Source organism: Sphingomonas bacterium, from assembly GCF_903644055.1.
Classification (GTDB): domain Bacteria; phylum Pseudomonadota; class Alphaproteobacteria; order Sphingomonadales; family Sphingomonadaceae; genus Sphingomonas_I.
The window spans coordinates 1-18,378 of sequence record NZ_CAHJXD010000177.1 but is presented as its reverse complement, the minus strand read 5'-3'; the positions used below and the strand labels follow the sequence as shown (position 1 = coordinate 18,378).

The following is an 18,378-nucleotide window of genomic DNA, read 5'->3' as shown; positions in this document are numbered from 1 at the left end:
GAACCTCCACGACCTTGCGATCGCCAGCACCTGAAGCTGGTGCGTCTACCAATTCCGCCATCTGGGCACGGGGTAGGGCGCGCGCTGTAGGTGGGGGGCTCGTTCCTTGTCAACCGAATGCCGCCGCCCCGCCACGCGGCTTGCGCCGCCGCGCGCCGGGGGGCATGGACCGGGCGACCATTCGAAGGACGGCAGGCGCGATGGACCAGGTGGTGACGCTGTTCGGCGGCGGCGGGTTTCTTGGCCGTTACGTCGCGCAGGAATTGCTTAAGGCGGGCGCGCGGCTGCGCGTGGCGGAGCGCGATCCTTCGGGCGCCTACTTTCTCAAGCCGCTGGGTGGGCTGGGGCAGACGCAGTTCATCGTCGCCGACATATTGAGGCCCGACGGCATCGCCAAGGCGGTGGCGGGCGCGACGGCAGTGATCAACCTCGTCGGCATCCTGGCAGGCGATTTCCAGCATATCCATGTCGAGGGCGCGCGCAACGTCGCGAAGGCGGCGGCCGAGGCGGGCGCGCGGGCGATGGTGCAGGTCTCGGCGATCGGCGCCGATGCCCGCGCGGAATCGGCCTACGCGCGCAGCAAGGGACTGGGCGAGCAGGCGATAAGCGCCGCATTCCCAAGCGCGACGATCGTCCGGCCCTCGATCCTGTTCGGTGCGGAGGATGCGTTCGTGAACCGCTTCGCCGGGATAATCGGCAAGCTGCCCGTCGTGCCGATCATCCGCCCGACGGTGCGGTTCCAGCCGGCCTGGGTGGGAGATGTCGCGCGCGCGGTCGCGGCGGCGGCGCTGGATCCCGGCGCGCACGCGGGCAAGACCTATGAGCTGGGCGGCCCCGAGCCTGTGACGATGGAAGCGCTCAACCGCTGGATCGCGCAGGCGATCGGGCGGACGCCGCGCTTCGTGTCGGTGCCCGATCCGGCGGCGGCGGCGATGGCGCGGTTCGGCGGCTGGCTGCCGGGCGCCCCGATGACGTGGGATCAGTGGCTGATGCTGCAAAAGGACAATGTCGTGGCGCCCGGCGCGGCGGGCTTCGCCGCGTTCGGGATCGATCCGCGTCCGCTCGAGGCGATCGCGCCCGCCTGGCTGGTGCGCTTTCGCCGCGAAGGCCGCTTCGGCCTCACCACCGCCTGATTGGCCTCCCTTCCCTCCCAGACAGAGGTAGCGCATGAGCGTCATCCAGCCGATCCTCCTCGGCATCGTCGAGGGGCTGACCGAATTTCTGCCCGTCTCGTCGACCGGCCATCTGATCCTCGCGGGCGCCTTGCTCGGCTATGACGAGGAGAAGTGGAAAGTCTTCAACATCGTCATCCAACTGGGCGCGATCCTGGCGGTGGTGGTGCTCTACTGGAGGACCTTCTGGGCGGTGCTGCGAGGGCTGGCGCGGCGCGATCCGCCATCGATCCGCTTCGTGCGCAACGTCGTGGTCGCCTCGATCCCCGTCGCGGTGATCGGCTTTGCGTTGCACAAGAAGATCGAGGCGTTGCTCGGGCGGCCCGATGTGGTGGCGGTGGCGCTGGTGGCGGGCGGCATCGCGATCCTGGCGATCGAGCGGCTGGCCAAGACGGTGCGGATATCAGGGATCGCCGAGCTGCCGATCGGAACCAGCGCGGTCATCGGCATCGTTCAATGCCTTGCGATGATACCCGGGATCAGCCGATCGGGGGCGACGATCATGGGTGCGCTGACACTCGGCGTGGAGCGTCGCACTGCGGCCGAGTTCAGCTTTTTTCTGGCGATCCCGGCCATGCTTGGCGCGACATTGCTCGAACTGGTCAAGAACCGGCAAGAGATCGGCCATGGCGCAGTTGGCTGGGGGACGATCGGGATCGGCTTCACCATAGCGTTTCTGGTAGCGTTGGTGGTCGTGCGGGGATTCGTCCGTTTCATCTCGCGGCACGGTTTCGCGCCGTTTGCCTGGTATCGAATCGTTGCCGGAGCGGCTGCTTTGGCATGGCTCAAAATATAAATGTCCGTATCGGGACTTAATACGACCAAACCGTCTATGCGTGACTCTCCAACAGCCAGTAGCAATACATAATAGGACAGTTCTGCTGTCTCATAGCTTTGACTTGCTCCTCCTTTGCTGACATATGTGCAGCAGGAGTAGGCAATGCTGCAATTCACGACAATCGGTCAGGATTATCCGGACAAGCGGGCGGCCGGAGAGCGCGCGGGCGATTTCGCCGAGATTTCGAAGACGTTCGACGTGCCCGAGGCCGAGGCCCAGTCCTCGCGCTGTTCGCAATGCGGCGTACCTTATTGCACCACGCATTGCCCGCTCCACAATCATATCCCCGATTGGCTGCGCCTGACCGCCGAGGGGCGGCTGCGCGAGGCCTATGAGCTTTCCAACGCCACCTCGACGATGCCCGAGATCTGCGGCCGCATCTGCCCGCAGGATCGGCTGTGCGAGGGCAATTGCGTGATCGAATTCTCCGGTCATGGCGCGGTGACGATCGGGTCGGTCGAGAAATTCATCACCGACACGGCCTGGGAGGAAGGCTGGGTCGAACCGCTGGCACCGCTTCCCGATCGTGGCCAGTCGATCGGCGTGATCGGCGCGGGGCCGGCGGGGCTGACCGCCGCCGAGCTGCTGCGCGTGCAGGGCTACGAGGTCCATGTCTACGATCGCCATGATCGCGCGGGCGGGCTGCTGACCTACGGCATTCCGGGGTTCAAGCTCGAGAAGTCCGTGGTGATGCGCCGCGTCGAACGTCTCGCGCAGGGCGGGATAGTCTTCCACCAGGATTTCGAGGTCGGCCGCGACGCGACGCTCGAGGCGCTTCGCCGGCGTCATGATGCGATCGTGATCGCCACGGGCGTCTACAAGCCGCGCGCGATCAAGGCGCCTGGCGTCGGCGCGGCGGGCGTGGTCGAGGCGCTGGACTATCTCACCGCTTCGAACCGCAAGGGCTTCGGCGATGCCGTGCCCGCGTGGGACGACGGCAGCCTCAACGCGCTGGCCAAGCATGTCGTCGTCGTCGGCGGCGGAGATACCGCGATGGATTGCGTGCGCACCGCGATCCGTCAGGGCGCCGCGTCGGTCCGCTGCCTCTATCGGCGCGACAGAGCCAATATGCCGGGCAGCCAGCGCGAGGTGAAGAATGCCGAGGAAGAGGGCGTCGAATTCGTCTGGCTCTCGGCACCCGAGGCGTTCCACGATCGCGACGGCGTGCTCGCGGGCGTTCAGGTCGGCAAGATGCGGCTCGGAGCGCCCGACGCCGGCGGCCGCCGCACGCCGGAGATCGATGCGGGAGCGGGGGAACGGATCGATGCCGATCTCGTCATCAAGGCGCTCGGCTTCGATGCCGAGGAATTGCCGAAGCTGTTCGGCGCCCCCGATCTCGCGGTGACGCGCTGGGGCACGCTCCGCGTCGATCACAAGACGATGATGACCAGCCTGGACGGCGTGTTCGCGGCCGGCGACATCGTGCGCGGCGCCAGCCTGGTGGTGTGGGCGGTGCGCGACGGCCGCGACGTGAGCGAGCGGATGCACGTCTGGCTGAAAGCGAAAGCTTCGGGCGAAAGGCTGGCGGCGTGAGGCTCGAGCCGCGCGAGGTGAGCGCCATAACATCGGCCGCCCGCGAAATGTTTGGTGAAGGCGTTGTCGTGCGCCTGTTCGGCAGCCGCCGGCACGACCACCGCAAGGGCGGTGACATAGATCTTCATTTCGAAGTGCCAGCTTCGATTCCGGATTTTTATGCGCGCTCGCGATTTCTCGATGCGATCGAGATGGCGATCGACGGACGCAAGGTCGACATGCTTTTCAGCACGAGCGGCGACACATTGAGCGGATTCGAGCAGATCGCCTATCGTGATGGACTTGTTTTGTGAGCGATCCAGAGCTCATCGCGTTGTCGGACCTTCTGCGCGCCGTTGATGAAGTGTCCGTCGGCCTAGGGGAGGCAATGGATGCGATCGAGGAATTTCCGGCGGGGGTAACGGAGATGGAGCAATGGAATGCTCCAAAGCGCATCGCCGCGCGCGCCGTGCTCAAGGGGGTCGAACAGCTACAGGATCTTACGGCCCGGTTGCTCCGCACGATCCTGACACTGGAGAATGAGGATCTCACCGGGCTGTCGGCCCGGGCCATCGCGGATCGGGCGGAATCACTAAGCCTGATTGGAAGTAGTGATAGGTGGAGCGCGGTCGTGAAGCTTCGCAACCAGCTCGTTCACGAATACCCCCTGTCCAAGGAACAGCAGTTCGTGCGCTTCCGAAGCGCATGGGATGCAAACACCGTCCTGATGTCGACGCTCGCGGTCGTGTTCGAGTTTCTGCGCAACAATGATTATCCGGATCAGCCCGCATGACCACCGAAGCCGAACGCGATCGCATCGCCCGCGAGGGCATGTACCGTCCCGAATATGAGGGCGATGCCTGCGGCGTCGGGCTCGTCGCGGCGACCGATGGCAAGGCGTCGCGGCGCGTCGTCACCGCGGCGATCGATGCGCTGAAGGCGGTGTGGCATCGCGGCGCGGTCGATGCCGACGGCAAGACCGGCGATGGCGCGGGCATTCATATCGATATTCCCGCGGGCTTCTTCGACGATGCGATCGAGACGGCGGGGCAGAAGCCGCGCGGCAATCGCCTCGCGGTCGGCATGATCTTCCTGCCGCGCACCGATCTCGGCGCGCAGGAGGATTGCCGGACGATCGTCGAGAGCGAGATCATCGATTTCGGCTACACCATCTACGGCTGGCGGCAGGTGCCGGTCGACGTGAGCTGCATCGGCGACAAGGCGATGCTGACGCGGCCCGAGATCGAGCAGATCATGATCGCGGGTCCGATGCCCGATACGGAGAGCGCCGCCGAATTCGAGAAGAAACTGTATCTCGTCCGCCGGCGGATCGAAAAGAAGCTGGTCGAAGCACAGATCCAGGGCTGCTACATCTGCTCGCTGTCGTGCCGGTCGCTGATCTACAAGGGGCTGTTCCTCGCCGCCGAGCTATCGGTCTTCTACCCCGATCTCCGCGACGAGCGCTTCGTCAGCCGCGTCGCGATCTTCCACCAGCGCTATTCGACCAACACCTTCCCGCAATGGTGGCTGGCGCAGCCGTTCCGCTGCCTCGCGCACAACGGCGAGATCAACACGATCCGCGGCAACAAGAATTGGATGAAGAGCCACGAGATCAAGATGGCCGCGACCGCGTTCGGCAGCCATTCGGAGGATATCAAGCCGCTGATCCCGGCGGGCGCTTCCGATACCGCCGCGCTGGACGCGGTGTTCGAGACGATCTGCCGTTCGGGCCGCGACGCGCCGACCGCCAAGCTGATGCTCGTGCCCGAAGCCTGGGCGGGCGCGGACCTGCCGCAGCCGGTGGAGGACATGTATAATTATTTCGCGAGCGTGATGGAGCCGTGGGACGGCCCCGCCGCGCTGGCGATGACCGATGGCCGCTGGGTGGTGGCCGGCGTCGACCGCAACGCGCTGCGCCCGCTGCGCACGCTGCGCACCGCCGACAATCTGCTGATCGTCGGCTCCGAGGCGGGCATGGTGATTGTGCCGGAAAGTTCGACCATCGCCAAAGGGCGGATGGGTCCTGGCCAGATGGTCGCGATCGATCTCGAGGAAGGCCGATATTATGACGATGCCGCGATCAAGGCGCGGATCGCCGCCGAGGCGCCCTACGGCGAATGGGTCGCGGGCTTCCGCTTCATGGCTGACCTCCCGGTGCCCGCCGAAGCGGCGCCGCCTGCCTATACGCGCGCCGAGCTGATCCGCCGCCAGATCGCCGCCGGGCAGACGATGGAGGATATGGAGCTGATCCTCAGCCCCCAGATCGAGACCGCCAAGGAAGCGATCGGATCGATGGGCGACGATACGCCGCTCGCGGTGATTTCGGACAAGCCGCGGCTGATCAGCCATTTCTTCCGGCAGAATTTCAGCCAGGTCACCAATCCCCCGATCGATTCCCTGCGCGAAACCCGCGTGATGAGCCTCAAGACGCGGTTCGGAAATCTCGCCAACATTCTCGATACCGAGGCGCAGCAGTCGGGCGTGCTGGTGCTCGATTCGCCCGTGCTGACGAGCGCCGACTGGGCGACGCTCAAGCTGCATTTCGGTGCCAACCACGCGACGATCGATTGCTCCTATCCGATCGGCGGCGCGCCCGACGCGCTGCGTCAGGCGATCGCGCGCGTGCGGCGCGAGGCCGAGCAGGCGGTGCGCGAGGGCAAGAGCGAGCTGTTCCTGACCGACGAGAATGTCGGGCCCGAGCGGCTGGCGATGGCGATGGTGCTGGCGGCGGCGGCGGTGCACACGCACCTCGTCCGCAAGGGGCTGCGCTCCTACGCGAGCATCAACGTGCGTTCGGCCGAATGCCTCGACACGCATTATTTCGCGGTGCTGATCGGCGTCGGCGCGACGACGGTGAACGCCTATCTCGCCGAGGCGGCGATCGCCGACCGCCATGCGCGCGGGCTGTTCGGCGCGAAGAGCGCCGCCGATTGCTTCAAGGCGTGGCGCAAGGCGATCGACGACGGCCTGCTCAAGATCATGTCGAAGATGGGGATCGCGGTGATCTCCTCCTATCGCGGCGGCTATAATTTCGAGGCGGTGGGGTTGAGCCGCGCGCTGGTCAACGATCTCTTCCCCGGCATGCCCGCCAAGATTTCGGGCGAAGGCTATGCCTCGCTCCAGCTTTCGGCGGGGCTGCGGCACGAGGCGGCGTTCGCGGCGGGGCCGGCGGTGCTGCCCGTCGGCGGCTTCTATCGCCAGCGCGCGGGCGGTGAGAGCCACGCTTATTCGGCGCAGCTCATGCATCTGCTGCAAAGCGCGGTCGCCACCGACAATTACAGCCAATATCTGCAATTCTCGCGTGGGGTGCGCGATCTGCCGCCGGTCTACCTGCGCGATCTGATGGAGTTCAACTGGGCGAAGGAGCCCGGCCCGATCGACGATGTCGAGGCGATCACCGAGATTCGCAAGCGCTTCGTCACGCCGGGGATGAGCCTGGGCGCGCTCTCGCCCGAGGCGCACGAGACGCTGGCGATCGCGATGAACCGGATCGGCGCCAAGGCGGTCTCGGGCGAGGGTGGCGAGGATAAGGTCCGCTTCAAGCCCTATGCCAACGGCGACAATGCCAATTCGGTGATCAAGCAGATCGCCAGCGGCCGCTTCGGCGTCACCGCCGAATATCTGGGTTCCGCCGAGGAGCTGGAGATCAAGGTCGCGCAGGGCGCCAAGCCCGGCGAGGGCGGGCAATTGCCCGGCTTCAAGGTCACCGAGATGATCGCCCGGCTGCGCCACTCGACGCCGGGTGTGACGCTCATCTCGCCGCCACCGCATCACGACATCTATTCGATCGAGGATCTGGCGCAGCTCATCTATGATCTCAAGCAGATCAACCCGCGCGCGCGGGTGTGCGTCAAGCTCGTCTCGTCGGCGGGGATCGGCACGGTCGCGGCGGGCGTCGCCAAGGCGCATGCCGATGCGATCCTCGTCGCCGGCCACGTCGGCGGCACCGGCGCCTCGCCCCAGACCAGCATCAAATATGCCGGCACGCCGTGGGAGATGGGCCTCAGCGAGGTCAATCAGGTGCTGACGCTCAACGGCCTGCGCCATCGCGTCAAGCTGCGTACCGATGGCGGCCTCAAGACCGGGCGCGACATTGTCATCGCCGCGATCCTCGGCGCGGAGGAATATGGCATCGGCACGCTGTCGCTGGTCGCGATGGGCTGCATCATGGTCCGCCAGTGCCATTCGAACACCTGCCCGGTCGGCGTCTGCACGCAGGACGAGGCGCTGCGCGCCAAGTTCGTCGGCACGCCCGAGAAGGTCATCAACCTGATGACCTTCATCGCCGAAGAGGTGCGCGAGATCCTCGCGCGGCTCGGGGTCAGGAGCCTCGACGAGGTGATCGGCCGCACCGAGCTGCTCCGCCAGGTCAGCCGCGGCGCCGAGCATCTCGACGATCTCGATCTCAACCCCATCCTCGCCAAGGTCGACGCGCCCGATCATCATCGCCGCTTCCAGCTCAACAGCTTCCGCAACGATGTGCCCGACAGCCTCGACGCGCAGATGATCCGCGATGCCGCGCCGGTTTTCGCGCGCGGCGAGAAGATGCAGCTCACCTATACGGTGCGCAACACGCATCGCGCGGTGGGCACGCGCTTCTCCGCCGAGATCACGAGCAAGTTCGGGATGAGCGCGCTCAACGACAATCATGTCCATGTCCGCCTGCGCGGTTCGGCGGGGCAGTCGCTGGGTGCGTTCGCGGTCAAGGGGCTGACGCTGGAGGTTTTCGGCGAGGCCAATGATTATGTTGGCAAGGGTCTGTCGGGGGGCAAGATCATCGTCCGGCAGACCGTCTCGAGCCCGCTGGAGAGCAAGGCGAACACGATCATCGGCAACACCGTGCTTTATGGCGCGACCGCGGGCAAATTGTTCGCGGCGGGGCAGGCAGGCGAGCGTTTCGCGGTACGCAATTCGGGTGCCATCGTGGTCGTCGAAGGCTGCGGCGCCAACGGCTGCGAATATATGACCAACGGCATGGCGGTGATCCTGGGCGCCACCGGCGACAATTTCGGCGCGGGGATGACCGGGGGAATGGCCTTCGTGCTCGACGAGGACGGCGGCTTCGCGGGCCGCGCCAATCCCGAGAGCATCGGCTGGCACCGGATCGGTTCGGCGCATTGGGAGGCGGTGCTCAAGGTGCTGGTCGCCGAACATGCGGTGGCGACCGACAGCAAATGGTCGAATGCGATCCTCGATGATTGGGATCGCTGGGTCGGCAAATTCTGGCAGGTCGTTCCCAAGGAAATGATCAGCCGCCTGCCGCATCCGCTGGAGGATGCCGCCGACGCGATCGACGAGGTGGTGGCGGCGGAGTAGGCGGGTTCTCCCTTATGGGGAGGACCTGCGCCTATCCCTTCCAGGCCCAATAAAGCTGGGCAGGGGGAATGTTCACCGGCTCGAACGCATGATCGATATTGTCGAACGCCAGCGCGATGAAATCGCGGCACTTGGGGCTGAACTGATAGACCAGGAAGGCGCCGCCGGCGCGCAGCGCATCGTGCGTCTCATAGGCGATCTTGGGGCCGATGCCGGGGGGAAGCGTCGAGAAGGGCAGGCCGGAAAGGATATAATCCGCCTCGGTATGGCCGTTTTCGGCGATGATCTGGCGGACGTCCGCCGCCGATCCGTGGACCGCGACGAAGCGCGGATCATGGATGCGGTCGCGCAGATAATCGATGAATTCGCGGTTAGTGTCGATCACCAGATAGGTCGCGTCCGGCCCGAGCCGATCGAGGATCGCCCGCGCGAAGGTGCCGACCCCCGGGCCATATTCGACGAACAACTTGGTGTTGGGCCAGTCGCAGCGCGAGAGCATGTTGCGGATGAGCTTGCCCGAGGATGGGATGATCGAGCCGACCATCACCGGATGGCGCAGGAATTCGCGGAAGAACATCGCCAGCGGCCCGAGGCTCTTGGCGCCGCGATCGCGCGCGCGGCGCTTCAAGGCCTGATCGCCGGCGGGTGCATTCATCGATCCGTGCCCTTCGTCGTTCCTCAAGCCGCAACCCGTCGCACAAAGCGCCGCGCAATGGCAAGACAGGGGTTCAATGCGCGGACTCCACACTCTATCCCGAGGGCATGGATAAGATGAAGCGTGGCGCAGTCGCGGTGATCTTCACCAGCCTGCGCAACGGCAGCGATTCGGCGGGCTATGCCGAAGCCTCCGCGGCGATGGCGGCCGAGGCGGCGCGCCAGCCGGGCTATCTCGGCCTCCGCGCCGTCCGCGATGCCGCCGGCGAGGGGATCACGATCAGCTACTGGGCCGACGAAGCCGCCGCGATCGCGTGGCGCGACCATGCCGAACATGCCCCGATCCGCGCGCGCGGGCGCGGCGACTGGTACGATCGCTACGAAGTGGTGGTCGCGACCGTCTCCCGCGCCTATGACTGGCGGCGATGAGCGAGGCCGATCCCGCCGCTGAGCGATCCCCCCGAGGCGGTGACGTCGTCCGGCGGCACGGGCTGGCGGTGCGCCTATGGCATTGGTGCAACGCGCTCGCGGTGTTCGTGATGCTGATGAGCGGACTGATGATCTTCAACGCGCACCCGCATCTCTATTGGGGCCGCTACGGCGCCAATTTCGATCATAGCTGGCTGGATATCGGGCCGGGGCGGTTGCGCGTCGGGCCGCTGACCTTGCCGACGTTCGGGCTGGTGGGCGTGGTGGTCAACGGGCGCGGCTATGCCTTCTCGCCGCTGATCACCATCCCCTCGCATTACGATCTGGCGGGCGCGCGGCAGTGGCATCTCGCCTTCTCCTGGCTGCTGGTCGTGCCTGGGCTGCTGTTCTGGGCATGGGGCCTCGCGCGCGGCCATTTCCGCCACGACCTCGCGCTCTCGATCGCCGAGGTGCGGCCGGCGCATATTTGGCAAGACATCAAGGATCACGCCCGGCTGCGCTTCCCGGCCGGCGCGGCGGCGCGGCGCTACAGCGTGCTGCAAAAGCTCGCCTACCTCGGCGTGCTGGTGGTGCTGCTGCCGGGCGCGGTGCTGACCGGGCTGTGCCTGTCGCCGACGATCAACGCGGCTTGGCCATGGCTGCTGGAGCTATTCGGCGGACGGCAATCGGCGCGCTCGATCCACTTCCTCTGCGCGATGGGGCTCGCCGCCTTCATCCTGGTTCACCTCGTCATGGTCGTGCTGGCGGGGCCGATCAACGAGATGCGATCGATAATCACCGGCCGCTATCGTCTGCCGAGCGAGCGGGAGGGATGATCAGCCGCCGCCAGTTGATCGGCGCGGCCGGCGCGGGCGCGGGCGGGCTGCTGCTCGGCGGCTGCGACCGGATCGACGCCTTGCCCGGCGTGCGGAAAGTGCTGGCGATCGGCAACGAGGCGACGCGGCTGGCGCAGCGCGCGGTGACCGATCGCGCCGCGCTTGCGCCCGAATATGGCGCCGCGGACATGTCGCCGAAGTTTCGCGTCAACGGCAATGCCAGGCCTTCCTCGGCGGATTATGCGCGGCTGCTGGCGGGGGGGTTCGCCGATTGGCGGCTCGGCGTCGGCGGGATGGTCGCGCGCCCGCTGAGCCTTTCGCTCGATCAGCTTCGGCGGATGCCGGCGCGGACGCAGATCACGCGGCATGACTGCGTTGAGGGCTGGAGCGCGATCGGGCAATGGACGGGGGTGCCGCTGCGGCTGCTGCTCCGGCAGGCGGGGCTTTCCACCCAGGCGCGCTATATCGTCTTCCGCTGCGCTGACGATTTCGGCGGCACGCCTTATTATGAGTCGATCGACCTGGTCGATGCCTTCCATCCGCAGACGATCCTTGCCTGGGGGATGAACGGCCAGGCGCTCTCGGTCGGCCATGGCGCGCCGCTGCGGCTGCGGGTGGAGCGGCAGCTCGGCTACAAGCACGCCAAATATGTCATGGGCTTGGAGGCCGTGCGATCGTTCGATCCTATCGCCGGCGGGCGGGGCGGATATTGGGAGGATGTCTCCGGCTATCAGTGGTATGCCGGCATCTGAGCCGCACGCGTCATGCCCATAAGCTATGGCATCCACCGCTTCGTGCTTGAAGGCCACTGGCGACATCGGGGATAGCAGGCGGTTGATGCGCGAGATTTACGACGCCAGCCTGGTCTATGTCGCGGCGCTCGGGCTGGGCACCGCGATCCTCAACGCGTGGGCGGTGCGCCTGCCCTATCAGGCCGATGATCTCGATTGGGGCTGGGGCGGTGGTCTGGCCGCGACGGCGTTCGGCTGCTGGGCGTTCGCGGTGCTCGTCACCGGCGGCGCATCGGGGGCGGCGCTGGCGATGATCGTCTCGATGCCGCTGGTGCTCGCGCTCAAGCTCGCCTTCCCGCGCCTGACCTTTACTGGCACGCTGGAGATGGCGCTGACCCCGCTGACCTGGGTGGTGGGGTCGCTATGGACCTATGCGCTGGTCGCCGAATCGGGCGCTTCGGAGAGCGTGCTGGCGCTGGTGATCGCCGCCAGCCTGTTTTCGGCGGGCGGCATAAGCCTCAATTTCGTCGAGAAGCTCGCGCGGCAGGCGATGCTGACGCACGGCACCTGGCGGCGGCCGACCGCGCCCTTCCCAGCGCCGATAGCCGAGTTTCCGCCCGAGCGACGCGGCGCGCGGCCCAAGGTCTCGATCCAGGTGCCCGCTTATGCCGAACCGCCCGCGATGCTCAACGCGGTGCTCGATCGCCTCGCGCGGCTCGATTATCCCGATTATGAGGTACTGGTCTGCGACAACAACACCGCCGACGAGGCTTTATGGCGCCCGGTCGAGAGGCATTGCGCGATGCTGAACCGACAGATCGGTGCCGAGCGCTTCCGCTTCTTCCATGTCGCACCGCTCGCGGGCGCCAAGGCTGGGGCGCTCAACTGGCTGCTCGATCATATGGCGGCCGACGCGGATCTGATCGCGGTGATCGATGCCGATTACGAGGCCGAGCCCGATTTCCTCGCGCGGCTGACCGGCTTCTTCGACGATCCCGCGATCGGCTATGTCCAGACCCCGCACGATTATCGCGAGCATGCCGAGAGCGCGTACCTCTCCGCCTGCTATTGGGAATATATGCCGTCCAACAAGATCGAGATGCCAGGAATCAGCGAATATGGCGCGGCCTTCACGATCGGCACGATGTGCTTGATCCGCACCACGGCGCTGCGCGCGGCGGGCGACTGGGCCGAATGGTGCCTGACCGAGGATTCGGAGGTTTCGGTGCGGCTGCGCGAGGTCGGCTATCATGGCCTCTATCTGCGCGACACGTTCGGCCGCGGGCTGATTCCCGAGACGTTCGACGATTACAAGAAGCAGCGCTTCCGCTGGACCGCCGGGCCGGTGCAGCAGCTCCGCCGGCATTGGCGGCTGTATCGCCCGCGCGCACTGGGTGGCAGCCGCAACATGGATAGCTGGAACAAGCTGCTCGAGGTGATGCGCGGCATCGCGCCGATTGTGCAGGTCGCCAACGTTGCGATCGGGCTCGTCACCGCCGTGGCGCTGATGCTGACGATCGCCAGGGGCGCGGTTCCGCCGATCGATTTGCCCGACGTCGCCTGGCTGGTGCTGGCGATGGGCCTTGCCGCCTCGCTGGTGCGGCGCTGGCAGCGCTACCGGCTGTCGGGCTGCACCAAGATCGGCGCGATGGCGCGGGGCGAATTGGCGCGGCTGTCGCTGACTTATGTGCAGATGGTCGCGGGGCTGGCCGGGCTGTCGTCGCGGCCGCTGGCGTGGCGGCGCACGCCGAAGTTCGCGCAGGCCGCGCGCGGGCTCGCCGCCTTCCGCGCGACCCTGCCCGAGACGTTTATCGGGATCGGGATGCTCGCGATGGCGATCGTGCCGCTGGCGCTGGTCGGGCGGATCGGCGGCGATATCGCGGCAATGCTGGCGATCGGCGCGGTCGCATCATCGGGCCGCTTTCTTGCCGCGCCGGTGATGGCATGGCTCAGCGAGCGGCGGCTGGCCGGCGAGACGGCCGCGCCGTCGACGCTTCCCGCCGAGGCCTGAGCGCGCTTCGACGGCTTTTACGCGGCGAGCGCCTGCTCCACCACCGATCGGCGATCGCGCGAAAACAGCCGCACCTCCATCTCGCCGCCGCGACCGATGCTGTGGATCCGTCCCAGCGCCCCCTGCCGGAAGCCGAGCTTGGCGAGGACCCTGCCGCTCGCCGGATTGTCGAGCGCGTGCGACGCACGAAGGCGGGGGATGCGCAGGCTCGCATCGGCGATCGCCACCACCGCGCGCCCGGCTTCGGTCGCATAACCATGGCCCCAATGCGCGGAGCCGATCCAATAGCCGAGTTCGGCCTCGTCGGCATCGCTCGCGCCGATCAGCCCGATGCCGCCGACGATCGCGGCATCGTCGCGCCGGCAGATCAGGAAGTTCGGCCGCAGCGGATCGCGCGGGCTGGCGAGGAAGGTCTGCGCATCCCCCAGCGCATAGGGCCAGGGCGCGCGCGAGAGATTGCGGACGATCGCCTCCTCGCCGATGGCGCGGCTGAGCGCGGGCGCATCTTCCATCCAGCCGGGCCGGAGGAGCAGGCGTTCGGTGATGGCGAACATGAGCGTCTCCTTCGCGTCCATCATGCCGTGTCCGCGTTACGCCGCCACGACAGATGTATTTCCAGGGAGACAAGAAAAAGGGAGGCGGTGCGACCCGTCTCCCTGATGATCCGCTTCACCGGATCGGAGGGTCGCCCATCCCGGACGACCCTTTATCGATCGTCCGTTATTCGGCCGCGGCTGCGGTAATCACGCTCACATATTTGCGGCCGAGCTTGCCGTCGTGAAACGCCACGCGGCCCTCGGCGATCGCGAACAGCGTATGATCCTTGCCGATGCCGACGCCGACGCCGGGATAGACCCTGGTGCCGCGCTGGCGGATGATGATGTTGCCGCCGATCACTTCCTGGCCGCCGAACTTCTTGACGCCGAGCCGACGGCCCGCCGAGTCGCGGCCGTTGCGGGACGAGCCGCCTGCCTTTTTATGTGCCATCTTACCCTAGCTCCTTACGCTTCCGCCGCCGCCGGAGCGGCTTCGGGGGAGGCCTTGGCCTGCTTGGACTGACCCTCATCCTTGTGATCGCCGATCGCGGTGATCTTCAGGATGGTGTGATATTGGCGATGGCCGTTGCGGCGGCGATAATTATGCCGGCGGCGCTTCTTGAAGACGATGATCTTCTCGCCACGGCCCTGCGCGACGATCTCGGCGGAGACCAGCAGGCCCTCGACCGATTTCAACTCCGAGCCATCGCCCGCCATCAGCACATCGCCGAGCGAGATCGAGGCGCCTGCCTCGCCCTCGAGCTTCTCGACGACGATCTTGTCTCCGGCGGCGACGCGATATTGCTTGCCGCCCGTGCGCACGATTGCGAACATGGCCCTCATCACTTGCTTCTAGGATCGCGGGCATGGACCGGGGAGGCGCCAGACGTCGCGAGAAGCGGCGCAGCTAGGCGAGCGGTCCCGGCCTGTCAAGCTTCAGGGCCGGCGGTTGTCCGCGAGGAACTTCTGGAAACAGCCCGACTGGCCGTAGGTGCCGATGGGGCTGCAACTGTTGGGAATGCCCTGCTTGCTGACCATCTCCAGCACCTTGGCGGTGCCCGCCCAGCTCCCGTCGCGCGCGGCATTGTAGGGCTGGCGGCGAAGGCTCTTGGGGATGCGGTAGCGTTCGTTCTCGGGCTTGCGCGCGCAGACAACGATCTCGTCGCCCGAACTACGCGGGCACGGGTCGTCGCCGTAGACGACCAGCGTCGAAAACCGCTCGGGCGGATCGGCGGCGGGCGCGGGCGCGACCGGCAGCGCCGCGAGCAAGGCGGCCAGCGGCAGCGTGATCCTCACTCGGGCGCGACCACGCTCTCCTCGACGACCTTCGCGCGATCCGCCTTGGCCGCGCGCATCCGCTGCCCCCAGCATCCCGTCCAGCCGCCCGCGCCGGTGTTGGTGCAGCTTCCCGTACCGGAGGCGCCGACAGTGTCGATGCTGCGCGCGCGATCGCCCCAGCGCTCGTTGCCGGTCGACGGCGTCGACTGGCGGAGGCTCTTGGGGATGCGGAAGCGCTCGCTCTCCGGCGCGCGGACGCAGGTCGTGCCGGCGGGGCAGGGATCGCTGCCGAAGATCATCAGCACCTTGTCGTTGCTCTGCGCCTGCGCGGGGGAGAGCGCGAGGCCCAGGCCGATCACGCCCGAACCGAGGATGAGCCACCTGGTCATTCGCTTACGCTCCTTCATGCCGTCAACGCGGCGGCGGCCGTTCATATCCGTTGCGACAGCCCGATCGCCACGCGGCAGCCGAGCCGTATCGCCGCCGAAAGCAAAGGAAAGCCGGGCGCCTGCTCCGCGCCATGCGCCAGCGCGGTATCGCGATGCTCGACCTCGTCTGCCTGAAAATCGGCGATCGCCTCCGATAGCGCGAGATCGCTGGCGCCAAGCTGAACCAGTTGATCGCCATAGTGCCGGTCGATCTCGGTCTCGATCGCGGCGGTGCAGGCCATCGCCGCTTCCGGCCCGATCATCGCGGTCGCGACGCCGAGCGCGAAGCCCGCGATGTCCCACAGCGGCGCCAGCGCGGTCGGGCGGATACGGCGATCGACCATCATCGCATTGAAGCGCGTGAGATGGCGCTCCTCCTGCGCGGCCATGCCCGCGATCGTGCGCGCGGCGGGATGGCGGCCGCGCATCACCGCGAGCTGGCCGGCGTAGATGCGGCTGGCGCCATATTCGCCCGCCTGATCGACGCGCAGCATCCGCGCGCGATCCTCCGGCGAAACGCCGCTCACCGTCGCGCCTTCAGCGCAAGCGCCAGCACGATCAGCCCGCCCGGGATCGAGATCAAGGCATTGAAGCCGGCGAGCGAAATGCCGAGCAGGGTCCATTGCGGCTGATCGCAGAGCACGAACGGCTGGGCGAGCAACGCCTTCAGCGCGTCGCCGCCGCGCACGACGGTCGCGGTGCAGTGCGTCGGCCCAAGCCACCAATGCTGTTCGACGCCCAGATGATAGAAACCGAGCCCGCCGCTACCGAGGATGCACAGGCCCGCCGATATGGCCAGCGGGCGCACGACGCCGCGCTTCATGCCGGGCACGAACGCCAGCAGCGCGAGCACCAGCGCGGCGTAGAGCGGCCAGCGCTGCCAATGGCACATCTCGCACGGCACGAGATGGCGGAGAAGCTGGAAGCCCCATGCGCCCGCGAGCAAGGCGGCGGGCAGCAGCAAGGCAAGCAGGCGGGCTTGGCGCAGGGAGCGGTTCATCGACCTCTCCCATCCCACATGCGGGAGGGGGCGGGGGTGGGCAGGCCACGCCCGATCGCTGCGCTGCCTCCGAGGCCGGGTTCCCACCCCCAGCCCCTCCCGCATGCGGGAGGGGAGAAGGGCAAAGCAATCATTTCGCGGCCACCTTCGTGGGTGCGGCCGGCACGAGGCGAGCAATCGTCTTCACCGCATAATCGAGCTGGAAATCGGTGACGCCCGCCTTCTTGAGCGATTCCGGGGTCGCGGCGAAGCGCGGGTCGGTCGTCGTATCCTCTTCCAGCAACTTGTCGTCGCCCTTCACCGAATTGATGAGGTGGTGGCGCAGATCGGCCTCGCGCAGTCGCGGACGGCCCTTGTAATCGGGATCGTTGAGCTGCGGCACGACGACATCGGGGGTGATGCCATTCTCCTGAACCGAGCGGCCCGACGGCGTATAATAACGCGCGATCGTCAGGCGGAGCGCGGTCTCGTCGGTCAGCGGCATCACCGTCTGCACCGATCCCTTGCCGAAGCTGCGCTCGCCCATCACTAGGGCACGGCGCTGATCCTGTAGCGCGCCCGCGACGATCTCGGCGGCCGATGCGGTGCCGGCGTCGACGAGCACGACCACCGGCAGGCCATGCGCCTCATCCCCCGGCCGCGCGAAGAAGCGCTCGATGTCGCTCTTCTCGCGCCCGCGCTGCGAGACGATCTCGCCATGATCGAGGAAGGTGTCCGAAACCTCGACCGCCTGATCGAGCAGCCCGCCGGGATTGGAGCGCAGGTCGAGGACATAGCCGAGCGGACGCCCGCCCAGCGCCTTCTCGATCGAGACGATCGCGGCGTGGAGGCCGGGGCCGGTCGCCTTGGAGAAGCTGTTGACGTCGATCACGCCGACGCGGCCCTTGACCTGCCACTTGACCGCCTTGATCTCGATGATCTCGCGCGTCAGCGTCACGTCGAACGGCTTGTCGCGGCCGGGACGGACGATCGTCAGACGGATCTGCGTGCCGGGCGCGCCGCGCATCTTCTCGACCGCCTCGTCGAGCGAGCTGCCGTAGATCAGCTTGCTGTCGATGTTGGTGATATAGTCGCCCGACTTGAGCCCGGCGCGCGCGGCGGGGGTGTCCTCGGTCGCGGTGACGATCTTCACGACTCCGTCCTCGGCCTGCACGGTGAGGCCGAGGCCGCCGTAATTGCCCTCGGTGGTGGTCTTCAGATTCTGGAAATCGCGCGAGTCGAGATAGGAGGAATGCGGATCGAGCGCGGCGAGCATGCCGTCGATCGCGCCACGGACCAGCGTCTTGTCGTCGACCTTGTCGACATAATCGGCCTTCACCCGCTCGTAGATCGACATGAACTGGTCGAGCTCCTTGTAGGTATCGACGTCGCTCGCCGCGAAGCCCGCGCTGACCGCCGGGATCAGCGCCATGGCGACGACGAGGCCGGCACCGCGAAGGAAGAAACTGTTACGCATCGGGCAGGGCAACTTTCGACAAGAGTGATACCCCCTTAGCGGGACAATCCTTGCTGCGAAATGGCCGAGCCGCCGAGCCGCGCGGCGATGGCGGCGACGTCGATCGGCCGGCCGTTATGGCGGAGCTCGATGAGCAGCGGGCCGCGCGCGCGGCCGATCGGCTGGCCGGCGGCGAGCATCGCGCCGGGTTCGAAGCTTGCGA

Annotated in this window: 19 protein-coding genes; 10 read left to right on the top strand and 9 right to left on the bottom strand. The window is 67.0% G+C overall.

Annotated elements, in window-relative coordinates:
• Positions 1 to 200 precede the first annotated feature (200 nt).
• The 6 genes from HUU94_RS07650 to gltB all read left to right on the top strand — a co-directional run bounded on the left by HUU94_RS07650 (position 201) and on the right by gltB (position 8,838).
• On the top strand, positions 201 to 1,133 hold the full coding sequence (locus HUU94_RS07650) for a complex I NDUFA9 subunit family protein (protein ID WP_174274497.1): 933 nt from the start codon (positions 201 to 203) through the stop codon (positions 1,131 to 1,133).
• Between the two features lie 34 nt (positions 1,134 to 1,167).
• Entirely contained in the window at positions 1,168 to 1,968 is an 801-nt protein-coding gene (locus HUU94_RS07645; protein WP_174274496.1) for an undecaprenyl-diphosphate phosphatase, read from the top strand.
• 144 nt (positions 1,969 to 2,112) lie between these two features.
• Entirely contained in the window at positions 2,113 to 3,543 is a 1,431-nt protein-coding gene (locus HUU94_RS07640; RefSeq protein ID WP_174274495.1) for an NAD(P)-dependent oxidoreductase, read from the top strand.
• On the top strand, positions 3,540 to 3,836 hold the full coding sequence (locus HUU94_RS07635; protein ID WP_174274494.1) for a nucleotidyltransferase domain-containing protein: 297 nt from the start codon (positions 3,540 to 3,542) through the stop codon (positions 3,834 to 3,836). Before HUU94_RS07640 ends, HUU94_RS07635 begins: the two co-directional genes overlap by 4 nt.
• A complete protein-coding gene (locus HUU94_RS07630; RefSeq protein ID WP_174274479.1) occupies positions 3,833 to 4,315 on the top strand; it encodes a hypothetical protein in 483 nt (160 codons plus the stop codon). Before HUU94_RS07635 ends, HUU94_RS07630 begins: the two co-directional genes overlap by 4 nt.
• Entirely contained in the window at positions 4,312 to 8,838 is a 4,527-nt protein-coding gene (gene gltB / locus HUU94_RS07625) for a glutamate synthase large subunit (RefSeq protein ID WP_174274493.1), read from the top strand. Before HUU94_RS07630 ends, gltB begins: the two co-directional genes overlap by 4 nt.
• 31 nt (positions 8,839 to 8,869) lie before the next feature.
• Here the strand turns inward: gltB and HUU94_RS07620 are convergent, their stop codons facing one another.
• A complete protein-coding gene (locus tag HUU94_RS07620) occupies positions 8,870 to 9,493 on the bottom strand; it encodes a class I SAM-dependent methyltransferase (protein WP_174274492.1) in 624 nt (207 codons plus the stop codon).
• A 107-nt stretch (positions 9,494 to 9,600) separates the two neighbouring features.
• Between HUU94_RS07620 and HUU94_RS07615 the strand changes: the two genes are divergently transcribed.
• The 4 genes from HUU94_RS07615 to HUU94_RS07600 all read left to right on the top strand — a co-directional run bounded on the left by HUU94_RS07615 (position 9,601) and on the right by HUU94_RS07600 (position 13,478).
• Positions 9,601 to 9,921, top strand: coding sequence for an antibiotic biosynthesis monooxygenase family protein (locus HUU94_RS07615; RefSeq protein WP_174274491.1), 321 nt, complete (start codon positions 9,601 to 9,603; stop codon positions 9,919 to 9,921).
• A complete protein-coding gene (locus tag HUU94_RS07610) occupies positions 9,918 to 10,736 on the top strand; it encodes a cytochrome b/b6 domain-containing protein (protein WP_174274490.1) in 819 nt (272 codons plus the stop codon). Before HUU94_RS07615 ends, HUU94_RS07610 begins: the two co-directional genes overlap by 4 nt.
• Positions 10,733 to 11,488 (top strand): molybdopterin-binding protein, encoded by a 756-nt coding sequence (locus tag HUU94_RS07605; protein WP_174274489.1) that lies wholly within the window; start codon positions 10,733 to 10,735, stop codon positions 11,486 to 11,488. Before HUU94_RS07610 ends, HUU94_RS07605 begins: the two co-directional genes overlap by 4 nt.
• Positions 11,489 to 11,573: 85 nt before the next feature.
• Entirely contained in the window at positions 11,574 to 13,478 is a 1,905-nt protein-coding gene (locus HUU94_RS07600) for a glycosyltransferase (RefSeq protein ID WP_174274488.1), read from the top strand.
• A 17-nt stretch (positions 13,479 to 13,495) separates the two neighbouring features.
• On the opposite strand, the gene HUU94_RS07595 is transcribed toward HUU94_RS07600, so the two are convergent.
• From HUU94_RS07595 to HUU94_RS07560, 8 genes are all read right to left on the bottom strand, one after another.
• Positions 13,496 to 14,032 carry a GNAT family N-acetyltransferase gene (locus HUU94_RS07595; RefSeq protein WP_174274487.1) on the bottom strand — a complete coding sequence of 179 codons (537 nt, stop codon included), beginning with the start codon at positions 14,030 to 14,032 and terminating at the stop codon, positions 13,496 to 13,498.
• A 166-nt stretch (positions 14,033 to 14,198) separates the two neighbouring features.
• On the bottom strand, positions 14,199 to 14,465 hold the full coding sequence (rpmA, locus tag HUU94_RS07590; RefSeq protein WP_174274486.1) for a 50S ribosomal protein L27: 267 nt from the start codon (positions 14,463 to 14,465) through the stop codon (positions 14,199 to 14,201).
• Between the two features lie 14 nt (positions 14,466 to 14,479).
• Positions 14,480 to 14,848, bottom strand: a complete 369-nt coding sequence (rplU, locus tag HUU94_RS07585) for a 50S ribosomal protein L21 (RefSeq protein ID WP_174274485.1) — start codon at positions 14,846 to 14,848, stop codon at positions 14,480 to 14,482.
• A gap of 102 nt (positions 14,849 to 14,950) precedes the next feature.
• Complete coding sequence (locus HUU94_RS07580) at positions 14,951 to 15,310, bottom strand: hypothetical protein (RefSeq protein WP_174274484.1); 360 nt, start codon at positions 15,308 to 15,310, stop codon at positions 14,951 to 14,953.
• Positions 15,307 to 15,681 (bottom strand): hypothetical protein, encoded by a 375-nt coding sequence (locus HUU94_RS07575; RefSeq protein ID WP_174274483.1) that lies wholly within the window; start codon positions 15,679 to 15,681, stop codon positions 15,307 to 15,309. The genes HUU94_RS07580 and HUU94_RS07575 overlap by 4 nt, the downstream gene beginning before the upstream one ends.
• 41 nt (positions 15,682 to 15,722) lie before the next feature.
• Positions 15,723 to 16,214 carry a demethoxyubiquinone hydroxylase family protein gene (locus HUU94_RS07570; RefSeq protein WP_254602032.1) on the bottom strand — a complete coding sequence of 164 codons (492 nt, stop codon included), beginning with the start codon at positions 16,212 to 16,214 and terminating at the stop codon, positions 15,723 to 15,725.
• Positions 16,215 to 16,243: 29 nt separating this feature from the next.
• Positions 16,244 to 16,720 carry a disulfide bond formation protein B gene (locus tag HUU94_RS07565; RefSeq protein ID WP_174274481.1) on the bottom strand — a complete coding sequence of 159 codons (477 nt, stop codon included), beginning with the start codon at positions 16,718 to 16,720 and terminating at the stop codon, positions 16,244 to 16,246.
• Positions 16,721 to 16,850: 130 nt separating this feature from the next.
• Positions 16,851 to 18,176 (bottom strand): S41 family peptidase, encoded by a 1,326-nt coding sequence (locus HUU94_RS07560; RefSeq protein WP_174274480.1) that lies wholly within the window; start codon positions 18,174 to 18,176, stop codon positions 16,851 to 16,853.
• Between the last annotated feature and the right edge of the window lie 202 nt (positions 18,177 to 18,378).